This is a genomic window from Pseudomonas sp. DW-iso3 (genome assembly GCF_058725305.1).
In genome coordinates, this window is record NZ_JBZXDZ010000012.1 from 45,860 (window position 1) to 62,128 (window position 16,269).

A 16,269-nucleotide genomic window follows, 5' to 3' on the forward strand; every position below is an offset into this window, starting at 1 on the left:
GTGCAGCGTATCGAGGGGGGCAAGATTAAGGAAATACGGAATAACAATCCAGCTCATAGGTGGTCTCTATGCAGTCGGCTAGATTGATCGATGCCTTTGTTACTGCTGATGTCGCCGCTTTCGCCCAAGATGCAAAGCCGGTAAGGTCGGCGCGTTCGTCCCCTTGTTCGGAGTTCTCCATGCCCGCCCCCGCTCTTTCCGGCCCGCAATACCTGCGCGAAGGCCTCAAACTGGTGTTGAGTCCCAGCTTGCGCCTATTTGTGCTGCTGCCGCTGGCGATCAACCTGGTGTTGTTCGTCGGCTTGATCTATTTCGCCGGCCATCAGTTCAGTTTGTGGGTCGACCATCTGATGCCGACGCTGCCGAGCTGGTTGGGTTTTCTGAATTACCTGCTCTGGCCCCTGTTCGTCGTGCTGGTGGTGCTGATGGTGTTTTTCACCTTCACCATGCTCGCCAACATCATCGCAGCGCCCTTCAACGGCTTTCTCTCGGAGAAGGTAGAAGTGGTGGTGCGCGGCACCGATGACTTCCCGGCCTTCAGCTGGGGCGAGTTGATCGCCATGGTCCCGCGCACCCTGGCTCGCGAGATGCGCAAGCTGGGCTATTTCCTGCCCCGGGCCATCGGCCTGTTTATCCTGTCGTTCATTCCGGTGGTCAACCTGATCGCCGCCCCCCTGTGGTTGCTGTTCGGCGTGTGGATGATGGCGATCCAATACATCGACTACCCGGCGGACAACCACAAACTGGGCTGGAACGAAATGCTCGCCTGGTTGCGGCAGAAACGCTGGCAGAGCATGAGCTTCGGCGGGATCGTCTACCTGGTGCTGCTGGTGCCGGTGGTCAACCTGTTGATGATGCCGGCCGCGGTGGCGGGAGCCACGTTGTTCTGGGTACGTGAACAAGGGGCCGAGGCGATGGCACAGCAGCAGAAAGTGACCCAGTCATAAATCCATCATCTCGATGACACAATGACGACATGGCCCACGGCGAGACTGTGGGTCATGACGACAGCTTCGCTTCACATCACCCTTATTACCGAAACCTTCCCGCCAGAGATCAACGGGGTGGCCAATACCCTTGGTCGCCTGTGCGAGGGTTTGCGTGCCCGTGGCCATCAAGTCGAACTGGTGCGCCCGCGCCAAGGCGTCGACCAGAGCCGCCCCAGCGACGATGCGTTGCTGCTGTGCCGTGGCTGGCCGCTGCCGGGTTATCCAGGCCTGCAATGGGGGCAGTCGTCGATGCACAAGTTGCTGCGGCGCTGGACCCGTCAGCGCCCGGACGTGCTGTACATCGCCACGGAGGGGCCACTGGGCCTGTCCGCCCTGCGCGCCGCACGCCGCCTGGGGATCAGCGTGGTCAGCGGTTTTCACACCAACTTCCAGCAGTACTCCAACCAATACGGCTTGAGCCTGCTGAGCCGGATGGTCACCCACTACCTGCGCTGGTTTCATAACCGCTCGACCCTGACCCTGGTGCCCAGCGCCAGCCAGCGCCTGGAGCTGGAACGCCGGCATTTCGAGCGCCTGGGCATGTTGTCACGCGGCGTGGACAGCCAGCTGTTCCATCCTGCCAAACGCGATAACGCGCTGCGGGAAAGCTGGGCACTAAACAGCGAGCAAACCGCCGTGCTCTATGTGGGCCGGCTGGCGCAGGAAAAAAACCTGGGGCTGCTCAAGCGCTGCTTCGAGACGTTGCAGGACACCTATCCACTGCGCCAGATGAAACTGATCATCGTCGGTGATGGCCCGCAACGCGCGACGATGGAGAAGGAGCTGCCAGAGGCGATCTTCTGCGGGACCTTGCGCGGTGAGGAACTGGCGCGGCATTACGCGTCAGGCGATGTGTTTCTGTTCCCCAGTCTGACCGAAACCTTCGGCAACGTTGTGCTGGAAGCAATGGCGTCGGGGCTGGGTGTGGTGGCCTACGACCAAGCCGCCGCGACCCAGCATATTCGCCATGGCTACAACGGTGTATTAGCGATGCCGGGGGACGAGAACGCGTTTTGCGAGGCGGCCAACTGGCTGCTGGAGGACGCTGAAAGTCTGCGCCGCATGCGCCTGAATGCGCGTCAACATGCGAGCCGCCAGGGTTGGCCGGCGATTATCGAGCAGTTTGAGCGACAACTGCGCGGGGTCTGCAAGGACGGGCACCCGGTGCCCGCCCTGTCGCCGCTTACACCAGGGTCGTCAACGCCTCACGACTGAACGGCAGAATGTCGCCCTCACGGCCTTCACGCACCTTCACTGCCCAATCCGGATCGACCAACAGCGCACGGCCCACAGCGACCAGGTCGAACTCATCGTTGTTCAAGCGCTCCAGCAGTTTCTCCAGGCTGGCCGGTTGCGCGACCTTGTCGGTGTTGACCATGAACTGCAGGAACTCGCCGTCCAGGCCGACGCTGCCCACGGTGATGGTCGGCTTGCCGGTGAGCAGACGTGTCCAGCCGGCCAGGTTAAGGTCGGAACCTTCGAACTCCGGCTCCCAGAAACGACGCGTGGAGCAGTGGAAAATATCCACGCCCGCGTCGGCCAGTGGCTTGAGGAATTCGCCCAGGGCTTCTGGGGTTTGCACCAGGCGCGCGGTGTAGTCCTGCTGCTTCCATTGGGAGAAACGGAAGATGATCGGAAATTGCGGGCCGACCGCGGCGCGGGTGGCCTGGATCAGCTCAATGGCAAAACGCGAACGGTTGGCCAGGCTGCCGCCGTATTCGTCAGTCCGCTGGTTGCTGCCTTCCCAGAAGAACTGATCGACCAAATAGCCATGGGCGCCGTGGATTTCAACGCCGTCCATGCCGATGCTCTGGGCATCCTTGGCGGCTTGGGCGAAGGCATTGATCACCTCCTTGATGTCTTGATGGGTCATGCCGTGCACGACCACATTGCCATCCTTGAGTTTTTCCATCGGGCCATAGGCCGGCACGCTGGCATCCGGCTCGGTGCCGATCCGACGCACGCTGCCCACATGCCACAGCTGCGGGACGATCTTGCCGCCTTCGGCGTGTACCGCGTCGACGACGTTCTTCCAGCCAGCCAGAGCAGCTTCACCGTAGAAGTGCGGCACGTTGGGGTAACCATTCGAGGCTTGATGGCCGACCACGGTGCCTTCGGTGATGATCAGGCCCACGCCGGCAGCGGCGCGTCGGCGGTAGTACTCGATCACGCTGGAACTGGGTACGCCACCAGGCGAGAACGAACGGGTCATCGGCGCCATGACGACACGGGTCGACAGTTGCAATGCACCGAGCTGGAAGGGTTTGAACAAGGCTTGGACGGGCATGGGGCACTCCACGGAAGACGGGGTTTATGATGTGGATAATATTGACCGTGGGCGAACCTGAACAGCACTATTGATCTGAGTGATTAAAGGGTAAAAGCGCCTTGATCACTGCAGGCGCGAGCTTGCTCGCGAAAATCGCCAACGATAACCCGGGACATTCTGGGTGAACGTAGCGCGCTCAGGCTTTTCGCGAGCAAGCTCGGTGCTACAAGGGGAAGTATTCAGGTCAGGGCTTTTTCGATGGCCTGGACGATCGTCGGATCATCCGGCGCAGTGCGCGGGGAGAATCGTGCAAGCACTCGCCCATCCTTGCCCAGCAAGAACTTCTCGAAGTTCCAGGTGATATCCCCAGGAAACTCGGCCCCCTCGCCTGCCAGCAAGCGGTACAGCTGATGACGATCAGGCCCATTGACTTCAAGCTTGCTGCCCAACGGGAAGGTCACCCCGTAATTCAGGCTGCAGAATTCCTGGATTTCTTCCTCGGTGCCCGGTTCCTGGCCTGCAAATTGATTGCACGGCAGGCCAAGCACGATAAAGCCTTGGTCCTTGTATTGCTGGTAGAGGTTTTCCAGCGCGGCGTATTGCGGGGTCAAGCCACATTTGGAGGCCACGTTGACCACCAGTACCACCCGCCCCTTGAAGGGCGCCAGCGGCAGCTCTTGTCCGTCCAAAGCTTTGAGTTTCAGGTCGTGGAAAGCACTCATGACGAACTCCAGATATCCCATGTTCTTCGCATTGCGGCACGTCGAGATTACAACCCGCAAGCCTGCAATCATAGACGCCCGTTGCAAAACTCGCCTGCAGGTTACTGAGCGGTCGGCCAGGGCAAAATCGGAATCGCTGTCACGGCGTTCTGCGGGCTGCCTTCGATCAGGCGGTCGCTGTATACCAGGTAAACCAGGGTGTTGCGCTTCTTGTCGAGGAAGCGCACCACCTGCATGGTCTTGAACACCAGGGAGGTGCGCTCCTTGAACACTTCGTCGCCATCCTTGAGCTCGCCCTTGAAGCGGATCGGGCCAACCTGACGGCAGGCGATCGAGGCTTCAGCGCGGTCTTCGGCCAGGCCCAGGCCGCCTTTGACGCCGCCGGTCTTGGCGCGAGACAGGTAGCACGTCACGCCGTCGACCTTGGGGTCATCAAAGGCTTCAACGACGATCCGGTCGTTGGGGCCGACAAACTTGAACACCGTAGACACCTGGCCGACTTCTTCGGCGCAGGCCAACAACGGCATGGCCAGCAGCAGGCCGAACAATCCTTTCATGACACGCATTGTGTATTCCTTTGTTTAGACCAGGATCAGGTTATCGCGGTGAACCAGTTCTGGTTCGGCCATGTAACCCAAGAGTCCGACAATCGCATCAGAGGATTGTCCAATGATTTTCTGTGCTTCGAGGGCGCTGTAATTGGCCAGGCCGCGGGCAATCTCACGACCATCCGGCGCCACGCATACCACCATCTCGCCACGGCGGAAACTGCCCTGCACCAACTTGACGCCGACCGGCAGCAGGCTTTTGTTGCCTTGGGACAGCGCAGACACTGCGCCATCGTCCAGCACCAGGGTGCCACGGGTTTGCAGATGACCGGCCAGCCACTGTTTGCGCGCCGCCAACATGCCGCGCTCTGGCGACAACAGCGTACCGATGCGCTCACCGGCCTTCAGGCGGTCCAGCACGCGCTCGATGCGCCCGCCGACGATGATGGTGTGCGCACCGGAACGTGCCGCCAGGCGCGCCGCGCGCAGCTTGGTCTGCATGCCGCCACGGCCCAGAGCGCCGCCAACGCTGCCGGCCACGGCGTCCAGTGCCGGGTCATCAGCACGGGCTTCGTAGATCAACTGCGCGTCGGGGTTGTTGCGTGGGTCGGCGTCGAACATGCCGTCGCGGTCGGTAAGGATCACCAGCAGATCGGCTTCCACCAGGTTGGCCACCAGGGCGGCCAGGGTGTCGTTGTCGCCGAAACGGATTTCGTCGGTGACCACGGTGTCGTTCTCGTTGATCACCGGAATGACCTTGAGCTCCACCAGGGCGCGCAAGGTGCTGCGGGCGTTGAGGTAGCGCTTGCGGTCGGACAGGTCGTCGTGGGTCAGCAGGATCTGCGCCGTGTGGCGGCCGTGATCGGCGAAGCTGGATTCCCAGGCTTGCACCAGGCCCATCTGGCCGATGGCGGCGGCGGCTTGCAGTTCGTGCATCGCGCTGGGTCGCGCGGTCCAACCGAGGCGGCTCATCCCGGCGGCAACCGCTCCGGACGACACCAGCACCAACTCCACACCGGCCTCATGCAAGGCCACCATCTGCTCGACCCAGACGCTCATGGCTGCACGATCCAGCCCCTTGCCATCCGCCGTCAGCAACGCACTGCCGATCTTTACGACCCAGCGCTGCGCACCTGTCACTTTGCTCCGCATCATCTTCAACCTTAGATTGAGGGCTGCGCGACCCAGCGCGGCCCATAACGTTAAACCCGGATACTAAAACGCCGCTCCAGGGAGCGGCGTTCAAGTTTATCGCAACGGATCAATCACGCACGTAAATGATTTCCGGACCGTCTTCATCATCCACATCTTCCTCGTCCCAATCATCGTCGCCGATGTCATGGACCGACTTCACGCCGCTGCGGCGCAAGGCACGCTGGTCGTCCAGGGCTTGCAACTGGGCACGGGCTTCGTCTTCGATGCGCTGGTCGAGTTCGGCCAGTTCGGCCTTGAACACCGGGTCGGCCGCCAGGCGGTCAGCGCGGTCTTCGAGGTAACGCATGATGTCGCGGGTCAGGCGCTCGGTGCCTTCTTTGGCGATAGCCGAGATCACGTAGACCGGACCTTCCCACTCCAGGCGGTCAACGATTTCCTTGACGCGCTCTTCGTGCTCTTCTTCAAGAATCTGGTCGCACTTGTTCAGCACCAGCCAGCGATCACGCTCAGCCAGGGACGGGCTGAACTTGGTCAGCTCGCTGACAATCACTTCGGCGGCGTCCGGCGCGCTGGTGTCATCCAACGGGGCCATGTCGACGAGGTGCAGCAGCAGACGGGTACGCGACAAGTGCTTGAGGAAGCGAATCCCCAAACCTGCGCCATCGGAAGCGCCTTCGATCAGGCCGGGAATGTCGGCGATCACAAAGCTTTTCCAGCGGTCGACGCTGACCACACCCAGGTTCGGCACCAGGGTAGTGAACGGGTAGTCGGCGACTTTCGGCTTGGCGGCCGAGACCGAACGGATGAAGGTACTTTTACCAGCGTTCGGCAGACCCAACAGGCCCACGTCAGCAAGTACTTTCATTTCCAGCTTGAGGTCACGCTGCTCGCCCGGCTTGCCTGGCGTGGTCTGGCGTGGCGCACGGTTGGTACTGGACTTGAATCGGGTGTTACCCAGACCGTGCCAGCCGCCCTGCACCACCATCAGTTTCTGGCCAGCCTTGGTCAGGTCGCCGATCACTTCCTGGGTGGCAGAGTCGATGATCGTGGTGCCGACCGGTACGCGCAGTACCAGGTCTTCGCCTTTTTTACCGGTGCAGTCGGTGCTGCCGCCGTTGGAGCCACGCTCGGCATCGAAGTGCCGGGTGTAACGGTAGTCGACCAGGGTGTTGAGGTTTTCGTCGGCCATCATGTAGATGGAACCGCCGTCACCGCCGTCACCGCCGTTGGGGCCACCGTTTTCGATGAATTTTTCGCGACGGAAACTCATGCAACCGTTACCGCCGTCGCCTGCTTTTACTCGGATGGAAACTTCATCAACGAACTTCATAACAAAACGCCTCTCGTCGCATGGACGAGCTTAAGAAACCAAGACATAAGACTCTTGCAAAAATGAGCGCAGCGACCTCAATCAGCGACCGCAAACCAGCGTCTGAGCCCATTACAAACAGCTTTGCAAGAGACTCACTCCACAAACGAAAAAGCCCCGTCGCAAGACAGGGCTTTTCCAGCGATCTCGCAATTAAGCTGCGACAACGCTCACGTAACGGCGGTTGAACGCGCCTTTTACTTCAAACTTGATCACGCCTTCGATTTTCGCGAAGAGGGTGTGATCTTTACCCATGCCTACACCGTAACCGGCGTGGAATTGGGTGCCGCGCTGACGCACGATGATGTTGCCCGGAATGATTTTCTGGCCGCCATACATCTTAACGCCAAGGCGTTTGGCTTCTGAGTCGCGACCGTTACGGGTACTACCACCAGCTTTTTTGTGTGCCATGAGTCAATTCTCCTAGTGAGGAATTAGGCTGAAATTAAGCCTGAATACCGGTGATTTTGATCTCGGTGTACCACTGGCGGTGGCCCATACGCTTCATGTGGTGCTTACGACGACGGAACTTGATGATGCGGACTTTATCGTGACGACCTTGGGAGATCACTTCAGCCACAACGGTAGCGCCAGCAACAACTGGAGCGCCGATGTTCACGTCATCGCCATTGGCGACCAACAGAACGCGATCAAAAGTAACGGATTCGCCGGTAGCGACTTCCAGTTTTTCGATCTTCAGGTATTCACCTGGGGCGACTTTGTATTGCTTGCCACCAGTAACAATTACTGCGTACGACATGGTATTTCTCCGATAATCCTGCTCACCCAGCGCTTTATAAGAAGAGGTATTGGCTGGCATGGCTGCATGGGATGGACGTCCCAAATGCAATTGCGTAAGGCAGGTGCTGCCCAGGAAGTTCAGGGTGCGCGATTGTACGCAAGGTAAATGGGTGTTGCAAGGGGCCGTCTATCGCGCCTTGACACTGGGGGGCCTGGGTCCTAGCATGCCGCGCAACCCTTCTGGAGCGACTGTCGCTGATGCAACCCCAAGCTTTCTACCGCGCGGTCGCGGACGATTTTAGCGCCGTCGACGGCATCATCAAGAAGCAGCTGACTTCTAAAGTGCCGCTGGTCTCCAAAATTGGCGACTATATTACGTCGGCGGGCGGTAAGCGCCTGCGTCCTTTATTAGTGCTGCTGTGCGGCAAGGCCCTGGGTCGCGAAGGCGATGACCTGCGCCTGCTGGCCGCCACTATCGAATTCCTGCATACCGCCACCCTGCTGCATGACGACGTGGTCGACATGTCCGGCATGCGCCGTGGCCGCGAGACCGCCAATGCGATGTGGGGCAACGCTCCAAGCGTGCTGGTGGGTGACTTCCTGTACTCGCGCTCGTTCGAAATGATGGTTGAACTCGGCTCGATGCCGGTGATGAAGATTCTTTCGCAGGCCACACGCATCATCGCCGAAGGCGAAGTGTTGCAACTGTCGAAGGTCCGCGACGCCAGTACCACCGAAGAAACCTACATGGAAGTGATTCGCGGCAAAACCGCGATGCTCTTCGAAGCCTCCACCCACAGCGCCGCTGCGTTGTGCGGCGCAACGGCCGAGCAGGCCGAAGCCCTGCGTACCTTTGGCGACCACCTGGGCGTGGCGTTCCAACTGGTGGACGACCTGCTCGACTACAAGGGCGACGCCGAAACCCTGGGCAAGAACGTCGGTGACGACCTGGCTGAAGGCAAGCCAACCCTGCCATTGATCTACACCATGCGCGAAGGCACGCCGGAACAGGCCGCCCTGGTGCGCAAGGCGATCCAGAAAGGCGGGATCGAAGACCTGGAGGCCATCCGCGCCGCCGTGGAAGCCTCGGGTTCCCTGGAGTACACCGCTCAACTGGCGCGTGACTACGTGGCCCGTGCCATTCAGTGCCTGGAAGCCCTTCCCGCCAGCGAATACCGGGACGCTCTGGTCGAGCTGAGTGAGTTTGCGGTCGCGCGTACGCACTGACACAAATCTGTGGCGAGCAGGTTTGTGTGGGAGCGGGCTTGCTCGCGAAGGTTGAGTGTCAGTCAGCACATGTAGCAGCTGACCCGCCGCCTTCGCGAGCAAGCCCGCTCCCACATTTAGATCGCGTATAGCCTGCCACACCACAAAACCCTATATAATGTGCGACTTTTAGCCATCCTAACTCCTAAGGAGCTTTAGTGAGCACGTTGCCACCCTGCCCGAAATGCAATTCCGAATACACCTACGAAGACGGCGCCCAGCTGATCTGCCCGGAATGCGCCCATGAGTGGTCCGCCAATAGCGAGGCCGAAGCGGCCAGCGACGAAACCGTGAAGAAAGACTCCGTCGGCAATGTACTGCAGGACGGCGACACCATCACCGTGATCAAAGACCTCAAGGTCAAGGGCACTTCCCTGGTCGTGAAGGTCGGCACCAAGGTCAAGAACATCCGCCTGTGCGATGGCGACCACGATATCGACTGCAAAATCGACGGTATCGGTCCGATGAAGCTCAAGTCCGAGTTCGTGCGCAAAGTCTGAACGTATTGCCTCCATCCCGCGCCCGCCGCGGGATGGCGTTTCGCCCTCCCGTTTGATCCCGCGCAATATCCACACAGAAAAAACCAGAAACCGCCAATAGGCACTTGCTATTCTACGAATAAGAATTATTCTCATTGAAACCCATCAAGGAGATGAGAACCATGACTTATTTGATAGACGCCTGGCTGGACCGACCACACCCTTACCTGCGGATCCTGCATCGGGAAACCGGTGAAGTCTGTGCGGTGCTGGAAGAAGAAGCGCTGAACGAACTGCAGGACCAGGGTGACCTGGACGTCAACGGGCTGAGTTCGAGCGAACCCGGTGTGTTGAAGGAAGTGGTGCGCAATCTGTTTCTGTTCTGCTATGCCCGAGCGTTGCGCCCGGCGACGGAGCTGAATGGCAAGTTCCATCCATGAGCGACCGCGCAAAACACTGTAGGAGCGAGCTTGCCCGCGAAGAACTTGAAACCGCCGCGCTACACCAGACGCGCGGCGTTATCGTTGACGTTTTTCGCAAGCAAGCTCGCTCCTATAGGTAATCAACAACAGGTCTTACAGAACGTCGAGCAGTTCGACGTCGAACACCAGAACGCTGTGCGGCGGGATGCTGCCAACGCCTTGAGCGCCGTAAGCCAGTTCGCTCGGCACGTACAGGCGCCATTTGCTGCCGGCATTCATCAGTTGCAGGGCTTCGGTCCAGCCGGCGATCACGCCGCCAACCGGGAACTCGGCAGGCTGGCCGCGCTCGTAGGAGCTGTCGAACACAGTGCCGTCGATCAAGGTGCCGTGGTAATGAGTGCGCACTTGGTCTTCACGGGTCGGCTTGGCGCCGTCACCTGCGGTCAACACTTCGAATTGCAGGCCGGAAGCCAGGGTGGTGATGCCATCACGCTTGGCATTTTCAGCCAGGAACGCCAGGCCAGCGCCCGCTGCAGCTTCAGCCTTGGCGGCCGCTTCGGCTTGCATGACTTCACGGATCACTTTGAAGCTGGCGGCCATTTGCTCTTGGTCTACACGGCTTGGCTTGCCGCCGAAGGCGTCGGTCAGGCCAGCCAGGATGGCGTCCAGGCTCACACCTGGTGGCGGGTTGTCACGCAGTTGGTCGCCCAACTGACGGCCGATACCGTAGCTGACGCGGGTTTCGTCGGTGGACAGATTAACTTCGGACATGAAGAGGCTCCGCTGTAGGACAACACTGGTTTTCCCAGGCTACCCAGAACTAAAAGGGCCCGCAGACTAGCACACAAGATCGCCCCATGATCAGCCCCCCCTCCCCGCGCCACGACTGCAGTGCGCCTCTTCGTCGCACCCGGCAAATTAGCATTTCAGATTCAACGCCCGCCGCCGATACAGCCCTACACAGCAGCTGGCTCCAAAATCAATAACCGTCCAGCACACCCCATCATTCTTGCGGAGCATTCGATGAATAGCTGGTTCGGCAACATCAGCGTCAACCTCAAACTGGGCCTGGGCTTCGGCCTGGTGCTTGTCCTCACGTCGATTCTGGCATTGACCGGCTGGACCAGCCTGGGCGGCCTGATCGACCGCAGTAACTGGATGAGCGATATCACCCAGCTCAACGCGTCGTTGACCAAGCTGCGTATCGTGCGCCTGCAATACATGCTCGCCAACGGCGACGAAGCGGTGGCCCAGAACGTACAGACCAACCTGGACGCTTTCGCTGCCCAGCAGCAGAAGCTGATCGACAGCTTCAAGAGCCCGGAAAACCTCAAGCTGCTCAACGAGCAGAAAGCCATCATCACCGCTTATCAGCAGTCGCTGAACAAAATGCGCGAGGCCTACCGTAATGGCAACGCCTCGCGCCAAGTGATGGGCGACAAGGCGGATATTGCCAATGCACAGATCAACGCATTGGAAACCAGCGTGAAGCAAATGCCTGACAGTTCGGAACACCTGGCGCAGTTCCAGGCGGTGGCCGATGCCAAGATGCAATTCCAGTTGGCTCGTTACGAAGTACGCGGCTACACCGGTAACGTCAGCCCGGAGACCGAAGCGCGCGCAGCTGCACAGATTGAAAAAGCCATCGCCGGCTTGAAAGACCTCAACGCCACCTTTGGCGCCAGCCAGCAAAGCGCGCTGACCGCATTGGAAACCGCCCTGGGTGCCTACCGCAGCGCGGTGCAGAACTACAAGGCAGCCAACGCCAACATCGTGACTGCCCGTGCCGAAATGACCACCCAAGGCGCTGATATCGTCACAATCAGCGACAAACTGTACGAAATCCAGCTCACTCGCCGCGACGCAGAAAGCGCCCAGGCTCGCAGTCTACAGTTGATCAGCACCTTGCTGGCCTTGCTGGTTGGCGTGATCGCCGCACTGGTCATCACCCGTCAGATCACCCGCCCGATCCAGGAAACCCTGGCGGTGGTGGAACGCATTGCCTCCGGTGACTTGAGCCACAACATCCAGGTCACTCGCCGGGACGAACTGGGCGTGCTGCAACAAGGCATCCAGCGCATGGGCACCACCTTGCGTGAATTGATCAGCGGTATTCGCGACGGCGTAACTCAGATCGCCAGCGCTGCCGAAGAACTGTCGGCCGTCACCGAGCAGACCAGCGCCGGCGTGAACAGCCAGAAGATCGAGACAGATCAGGTCGCCACGGCGATGCACGAAATGACCGCCACCGTGCAGGAAGTGGCGCGCAACGCGGAGCAAGCTTCCCTGGCCGCCGCCGATGCCGATGGCCAAGCCCGCGCAGGCGACAAGGTGGTGGCCGAGGCCATCGCCCAGATCGAGCGCCTGGCCGCTGAAGTGGCGCGTTCCACCGACGCCATGACCCACCTGCAACAAGAGAGCAACAAGATCGGCAGCGTGATGGACGTGATCAAGGCCGTCGCCGAACAGACCAACCTGCTGGCCCTCAACGCGGCGATCGAAGCAGCGCGGGCGGGTGAAGCCGGGCGTGGGTTTGCCGTGGTGGCTGATGAAGTGCGCGGCCTGGCCCAGCGCACGCAGAAGTCCACCGAGGAAATCGAAGGCCTGGTCGCCGGGTTGCAGAATGGCACCCAGCAAGTGGCCAATGTGATGAACAACAGCCGCAGCCTCACCGACAGCAGTGTCGAGCTGACCCGCAAGGCCGGCGTGTCGCTGGAGAACATCACGCGTACGGTGTCGAATATCCAGTCGATGAACCAGCAGATCGCCGCCGCCGCCGAGCAGCAAAGTGCCGTGGCTGAAGAGATCAGCCGCAGCATTGTGAATGTGCGTGATGTATCGGAACAGACCGCTACGGCGAGTGACGAGACGGCCAAGTCGAGTGTGGAACTGGCGCGGCTGGGCAGCCAGTTGCAGCAGATGGTCAGTCATTTCCGGGTGTAAGCAACCAAAAAGCCGCCTCGGCCTAAACCCAGGCGGCTCCACTTCTCAGACCTTAGCGGTCATCGAAGCTGTCTCGCAGGAACTTCCAGACGTGATAAGCACGCAGGCAGTTCACGACGAGGTTCCACGTACGTCGTGCAAACTTAGACATACTCGGCCCTCCGTGAGTTAGGCCTTACCTCCAGCGCACTTACCGGAACACGTGAGCCTTTGGACGCGGGTCATCGCATCTTTGAGGCGGCCGGGCTAATGGGCTTCCCGCATGAATCCGGCACGGATTACTAGCCCGTGGCGATCAGTCCAGAATTCGCGCGCGTACCCGGCTCACCTAATAGCAACCAACGCAGAACGGGGTGAAGCCTAACCAAAACCCGCCATGAAGGTGTGACAGAAAGTGGTTAAATATCCAGTATTTGTTTCGAAGATTTACTGCAAGCTAGTGCAGCGGAAATCGACATAATGAAACGCTCAAGATTATCGGTGCCGACCATCGCCTAACCTTGCGCGATAAAATGACCGGCGGTAGTATCCTCCCGCGGGTCATCGCATCTTTGAGACAGCAACCCCAGCCACTAACTGGGATTGCAAAAAAAACCGCCCTACCAAGGCGGTTTTTTATTGCCTGCGATTTGCCCTTCAGCCCTCGCCTTCCTCGACAAACACCACGCGATTCCCGAACGGGTCCTTGATGCTCATCTCCCGCGATCCCCAAGGTGTTTCCTCAACCCCAGGCTTGGCATACCGATAATCCTTGCCCGCCAACTGCTGCTGATAGGCGTCCACCCCTTGCGCCTGGATCCGCACCGCAGCACCCGGCGAGGCATCGCCATGATGCTCAGTCAAATGCAGCACACATTCACCCAACGACACCTGCAAATACAGCGGGAAATTCGCCTCGAAACGATGCTGCCAATCCACCTTGAACCCCAGGAAATCGACGTAGAATTCCAACGCCTTGGCCTCGTCGAAAATCCGCAGGATGGGGGTGACTTTTCCTAAGTGCATGGCGACCGCTCCGTTTAAAAGAGCCCCCACTATAGAGACGAAAAACCCCGACGCAAATCCCCGCTGCGTGCCAGGAAGCGACCCGGCCGCTGACCGTTCGCCTGCCCCTCGCTGTAGCTCAGCACGCCGTTGATCCACACCCCATCAATACCTTCCGCCGCCCGCTGCGGCGCCTTGAAATCTGCCACGTCGCGCACACGCAACGGGTCGAACAGCACCAGGTCAGCCCAGTGCCCTTCACGAATCTCCCCGCGCTCAGCCAAGCCAAACCGCGCCGCCGACAACCCGGTCATTTTGTGCACGGCGGTGTGCAACGGAAACAATCCGATATCCCGGCTGAAATGCCCCAATACCCGTGGAAACGCGCCCCACAAACGCGGATGCGGGAACGGATCCTCGGGCAACCCATCCGACCCGACCATGGACAGCGGGTGCGCCAGGATGCGCCGCACATCCGCTTCATCCATCCCGTAATACACCGCGCCTGCCGGTTGTAGCCGACGTGCTGCGTCCATCAATGAAACGTCCCACTCTGCGGCAATATCCTGCAAGTCACGCCCGCTCACTTCCGGATGCGGCGTCGACCAGGTGATGGTAATACGAAACGCGTCGGTCACCTGCTTGAGGTCCAGGGTCGAGGAACTCGCCGCATAGGGGTAGCAATCACAGCCCACCGGATGGGTTTTCGCCGCCAGTTCCAGCGAGGCCAGCAGCTGCGGACTACGTCCCCAATTACCGGCGCCGGCACATTTGAGGTGGGAAATAATCACCGGCACCTTGGCATGCCGGCCGATCAGGAAGGCTTCGTCCATCGCCTCCAGCACCGGCTCAAACTCACTGCGCAAGTGGGTGGTGTACACCGCACCGAACGCGGTGAGCTCTTCACTCAGTTGCAACACCTCATCGGTCTCGGCATTGAACGCACTGGCGTAGGCCAGGCCTGTGGATAAACCGAGGGCGCCGGCTTCGAGGCTCTCGTGCAACTGCACGCGCATGGCGGCGATTTCATCCGCTGAAGCGGTACGGTGCAGGTCGTCCATATGATTGCTGCGCAGCGCCGTATGACCGATCAGCGCCGCGACGTTGACCGCCGGATGAGCCTTTTCGACCGCCGCTCGATAGTCGCTGAAACGCGGATAAACAAACGCCGAAGCGCTGCCCAACAGGTTCATCGGGTCCGGCGGATCGCTGCGCAACGTCACTGGCGACGCACTGATGCCACAGTTGCCGACAATCACCGTGGTCACCCCCTGGCTGAGCTTGGGCAGCATCTGTGGATGACGAATCACCACCGTGTCATCGTGGGTGTGCACGTCGATGAAACCCGGTGCCAAGACGCGGCCACTCGCATCGATCTCATGCTCAGCCTGGGCGTTCGACAGGTCGCCAATCGTCTCGATGCGCCCGTCGCGCAGCCCCACATCGGCTACATAGCCGGGGGTGTTGCTGCCATCAATGATCAGCGCCTGGCGGATCAACGTGTCGTACTTCATATCAGTCTCCAAGCGGCAGGCTGTCGGGGCCGCCGCGATAATCGTCCAGGGCCAGCTTGATCCGGCGCAGGCGCTCTTGGTTGTCGTCTGGCAGGGCCAACGCCAGTTCGGTGGCGAGCAGGTCGATGGCCAACAGCAGTCCGTAGCGCGCCGCAGTGGGCTTGTAGATAAAACTGGTTTCGGCCGGTTGCAGCGGCAGCAAGACATCCGCCAACTGCGCCAAGGGGGAATCGGCCAGGGTGATGGCGACGATGCGCGCGTCGTAGTTGCGTGCCAGGGTCACCACGTCGAGCAACTCAGGGGTAAGACCAGTCAGGGAGCACACAATCAACGCATGCTCGGGCCCCAGCGTCGCCGCCGTGACGCGCATCATGACCGGGTCATGGCAGGCGGCAATCGGATAACCCAGGCGCACCAGGCGCACCTGCAACTCATCACTGCACAGACTCGACGGACCGCCCATGCCGAACGCATGGATCATCCGCGCCTTGCCGAGCAAACTCACCGCATCGACGAAACTCGCCTGGTTGAACCCCGACAAGTGCTGACGCAACGTCGCCTCGATATCCCCCAGGATCTGCCGGTGAAATGCCGACTGTTCCGGCAACCCCGCAGGGTCGAGGAAGCGGCTGCCGACTCCACTGGCCTGGGCCAATTGCAGGCGCAAATCCCGCAGATCCCGACACCCCACGCTGCGCGCGAACCGCGACAAGGTGGCTGTGCTGACCTCGGCGCGCTGGGACAACTCTTCCAGGCTGGCCGATGCGGCAAACCCCACGTCATTGAGCATCAGCTTGGCGATACGCCCTTCGCCGGCGCTGAAGGCGTCCTGGCGGGCGCGGATCTGGTAGAGGATGTCCATGGGGTC

At 60.3% G+C, this 16,269-nt stretch carries 17 protein-coding genes and 1 pseudogene; 7 read left to right on the top strand and 11 right to left on the bottom strand.

All coding sequences use genetic code 11. The annotated features are described in order from the left end of the window. The first annotated feature begins 179 nt into the window (after positions 1 to 179). Together cysZ and AC4PS7_RS27960 are read left to right on the top strand one after the other, a co-directional pair. Positions 180 to 947 (top strand): sulfate transporter CysZ, encoded by a 768-nt coding sequence (gene cysZ / locus AC4PS7_RS27955; RefSeq protein WP_010206475.1) that lies wholly within the window; start codon positions 180 to 182, stop codon positions 945 to 947. A gap of 54 nt (positions 948 to 1,001) precedes the next feature. Next, on the top strand, positions 1,002 to 2,204 hold the full coding sequence (locus tag AC4PS7_RS27960) for a glycosyltransferase family 4 protein (protein WP_252959824.1): 1,203 nt from the start codon (positions 1,002 to 1,004) through the stop codon (positions 2,202 to 2,204). Here AC4PS7_RS27960 and AC4PS7_RS27965 read toward each other — a convergent pair. From AC4PS7_RS27965 to rplU, 7 genes are all read right to left on the bottom strand, one after another. Beyond that, a complete protein-coding gene (locus AC4PS7_RS27965) occupies positions 2,173 to 3,276 on the bottom strand; it encodes an NADH:flavin oxidoreductase (RefSeq protein WP_021492154.1) in 1,104 nt (367 codons plus the stop codon). The two genes, AC4PS7_RS27960 and AC4PS7_RS27965, sit on opposite strands and share 32 nt — an antisense overlap. Before the next feature lie 221 nt (positions 3,277 to 3,497). Next, complete coding sequence (locus AC4PS7_RS27970) at positions 3,498 to 3,980, bottom strand: glutathione peroxidase (protein WP_010206483.1); 483 nt, start codon at positions 3,978 to 3,980, stop codon at positions 3,498 to 3,500. A gap of 101 nt (positions 3,981 to 4,081) precedes the next feature. Then, on the bottom strand, positions 4,082 to 4,546 hold the full coding sequence (locus AC4PS7_RS27975) for a CreA family protein (RefSeq protein ID WP_045791638.1): 465 nt from the start codon (positions 4,544 to 4,546) through the stop codon (positions 4,082 to 4,084). 15 nt (positions 4,547 to 4,561) lie between these two features. Beyond that, positions 4,562 to 5,680, bottom strand: coding sequence for a glutamate 5-kinase (proB, locus tag AC4PS7_RS27980; protein ID WP_031290869.1), 1,119 nt, complete (start codon positions 5,678 to 5,680; stop codon positions 4,562 to 4,564). Positions 5,681 to 5,789: 109 nt separating this feature from the next. Then, positions 5,790 to 7,013: an Obg family GTPase CgtA gene (cgtA, locus tag AC4PS7_RS27985; protein ID WP_010206489.1), complete on the bottom strand. Its 1,224-nt coding sequence runs from the start codon at positions 7,011 to 7,013 to the stop codon at positions 5,790 to 5,792. A gap of 192 nt (positions 7,014 to 7,205) precedes the next feature. Next, positions 7,206 to 7,463 carry a 50S ribosomal protein L27 gene (rpmA, locus tag AC4PS7_RS27990; protein WP_003176049.1) on the bottom strand — a complete coding sequence of 86 codons (258 nt, stop codon included), beginning with the start codon at positions 7,461 to 7,463 and terminating at the stop codon, positions 7,206 to 7,208. A gap of 34 nt (positions 7,464 to 7,497) precedes the next feature. Next, positions 7,498 to 7,812, bottom strand: a complete 315-nt coding sequence (gene rplU / locus AC4PS7_RS27995; protein ID WP_007950961.1) for a 50S ribosomal protein L21 — start codon at positions 7,810 to 7,812, stop codon at positions 7,498 to 7,500. A 239-nt stretch (positions 7,813 to 8,051) separates the two neighbouring features. Between rplU and AC4PS7_RS28000 the strand changes: the two genes are divergently transcribed. The 3 genes from AC4PS7_RS28000 to AC4PS7_RS28010 all read left to right on the top strand — a co-directional run bounded on the left by AC4PS7_RS28000 (position 8,052) and on the right by AC4PS7_RS28010 (position 9,978). Further along, positions 8,052 to 9,020, top strand: coding sequence for a polyprenyl synthetase family protein (locus AC4PS7_RS28000; RefSeq protein WP_010206495.1), 969 nt, complete (start codon positions 8,052 to 8,054; stop codon positions 9,018 to 9,020). A gap of 197 nt (positions 9,021 to 9,217) precedes the next feature. Continuing rightward, positions 9,218 to 9,559 (top strand): zinc ribbon domain-containing protein YjdM, encoded by a 342-nt coding sequence (locus tag AC4PS7_RS28005; protein ID WP_010206496.1) that lies wholly within the window; start codon positions 9,218 to 9,220, stop codon positions 9,557 to 9,559. 161 nt (positions 9,560 to 9,720) lie between these two features. Further along, positions 9,721 to 9,978, top strand: coding sequence for a PA4570 family protein (locus tag AC4PS7_RS28010; RefSeq protein ID WP_003194088.1), 258 nt, complete (start codon positions 9,721 to 9,723; stop codon positions 9,976 to 9,978). 135 nt (positions 9,979 to 10,113) lie between these two features. Here AC4PS7_RS28010 and bamJ read toward each other — a convergent pair whose 3' ends face one another. Then, the gene (bamJ, locus tag AC4PS7_RS28015; RefSeq protein WP_010206497.1) at positions 10,114 to 10,731 is read right to left on the bottom strand and encodes a BamJ family beta-barrel-assembly machinery protein; all 618 of its coding nucleotides are present in this window, start codon (positions 10,729 to 10,731) and stop codon (positions 10,114 to 10,116) included. Between the two features lie 387 nt (positions 10,732 to 11,118). Between bamJ and AC4PS7_RS28020 the strand changes: the two are divergent. Continuing rightward, positions 11,119 to 12,048 (top strand): annotated as a pseudogene (locus AC4PS7_RS28020) (methyl-accepting chemotaxis protein); the annotation flags it as partial. Further along, complete coding sequence (locus AC4PS7_RS28025; protein WP_370636473.1) at positions 12,040 to 12,903, top strand: methyl-accepting chemotaxis protein; 864 nt, start codon at positions 12,040 to 12,042, stop codon at positions 12,901 to 12,903. The pseudogene AC4PS7_RS28020 and the gene AC4PS7_RS28025, both read left to right, overlap by 9 nt. Before the next feature lie 636 nt (positions 12,904 to 13,539). Here the strand turns inward: AC4PS7_RS28025 and AC4PS7_RS28030 are convergent. From AC4PS7_RS28030 to AC4PS7_RS28040, 3 genes are read right to left on the bottom strand one after another with little or no spacing between them, the layout of a single operon-like run. Further along, a complete protein-coding gene (locus AC4PS7_RS28030) occupies positions 13,540 to 13,908 on the bottom strand; it encodes a glyoxalase superfamily protein (protein WP_010206499.1) in 369 nt (122 codons plus the stop codon). 29 nt (positions 13,909 to 13,937) lie between these two features. Next, the gene (locus AC4PS7_RS28035) at positions 13,938 to 15,401 is read right to left on the bottom strand and encodes an N-acyl-D-amino-acid deacylase family protein (protein ID WP_492179860.1); all 1,464 of its coding nucleotides are present in this window, start codon (positions 15,399 to 15,401) and stop codon (positions 13,938 to 13,940) included. Between the two features lies 1 nt (position 15,402). After that, a complete protein-coding gene (locus tag AC4PS7_RS28040) occupies positions 15,403 to 16,263 on the bottom strand; it encodes a MurR/RpiR family transcriptional regulator (protein ID WP_010206501.1) in 861 nt (286 codons plus the stop codon). Positions 16,264 to 16,269: the final 6 nt, after the last annotated feature.

Excerpts from the sequence above, each read along its gene's own strand:
- AC4PS7_RS27960 (WP_252959824.1), top strand. The coding sequence starts at position 1,002 with ATGACGACAGCTTCGCTTCACATCACCCTTATTACCGAAACCTTCCCG.
- AC4PS7_RS28030 (WP_010206499.1), bottom strand. The coding sequence starts at position 13,908 with ATGCACTTAGGAAAAGTCACCCCCATCCTGCGGATTTTCGACGAGGCC.
- cgtA (WP_010206489.1), bottom strand. The coding sequence starts at position 7,013 with ATGAAGTTCGTTGATGAAGTTTCCATCCGAGTAAAAGCAGGCGACGGC.
- AC4PS7_RS28035 (WP_492179860.1), bottom strand. The coding sequence starts at position 15,401 with ATGAAGTACGACACGTTGATCCGCCAGGCGCTGATCATTGATGGCAGC.
- AC4PS7_RS28010 (WP_003194088.1), top strand. The coding sequence starts at position 9,721 with ATGACTTATTTGATAGACGCCTGGCTGGACCGACCACACCCTTACCTG.
- rpmA (WP_003176049.1), bottom strand. The coding sequence starts at position 7,463 with ATGGCACACAAAAAAGCTGGTGGTAGTACCCGTAACGGTCGCGACTCA.
- bamJ (WP_010206497.1), bottom strand. The coding sequence starts at position 10,731 with ATGTCCGAAGTTAATCTGTCCACCGACGAAACCCGCGTCAGCTACGGT.
- AC4PS7_RS28040 (WP_010206501.1), bottom strand. The coding sequence starts at position 16,263 with ATGGACATCCTCTACCAGATCCGCGCCCGCCAGGACGCCTTCAGCGCC.
- AC4PS7_RS27970 (WP_010206483.1), bottom strand. The coding sequence starts at position 3,980 with ATGAGTGCTTTCCACGACCTGAAACTCAAAGCTTTGGACGGACAAGAG.
- AC4PS7_RS28025 (WP_370636473.1), top strand. The coding sequence starts at position 12,040 with ATGGGCACCACCTTGCGTGAATTGATCAGCGGTATTCGCGACGGCGTA.
- AC4PS7_RS27965 (WP_021492154.1), bottom strand. The coding sequence starts at position 3,276 with ATGCCCGTCCAAGCCTTGTTCAAACCCTTCCAGCTCGGTGCATTGCAA.
- cysZ (WP_010206475.1), top strand. The coding sequence starts at position 180 with ATGCCCGCCCCCGCTCTTTCCGGCCCGCAATACCTGCGCGAAGGCCTC.
- rplU (WP_007950961.1), bottom strand. The coding sequence starts at position 7,812 with ATGTCGTACGCAGTAATTGTTACTGGTGGCAAGCAATACAAAGTCGCC.
- AC4PS7_RS28000 (WP_010206495.1), top strand. The coding sequence starts at position 8,052 with ATGCAACCCCAAGCTTTCTACCGCGCGGTCGCGGACGATTTTAGCGCC.
- proB (WP_031290869.1), bottom strand. The coding sequence starts at position 5,680 with ATGCGGAGCAAAGTGACAGGTGCGCAGCGCTGGGTCGTAAAGATCGGC.
- AC4PS7_RS27975 (WP_045791638.1), bottom strand. The coding sequence starts at position 4,546 with ATGCGTGTCATGAAAGGATTGTTCGGCCTGCTGCTGGCCATGCCGTTG.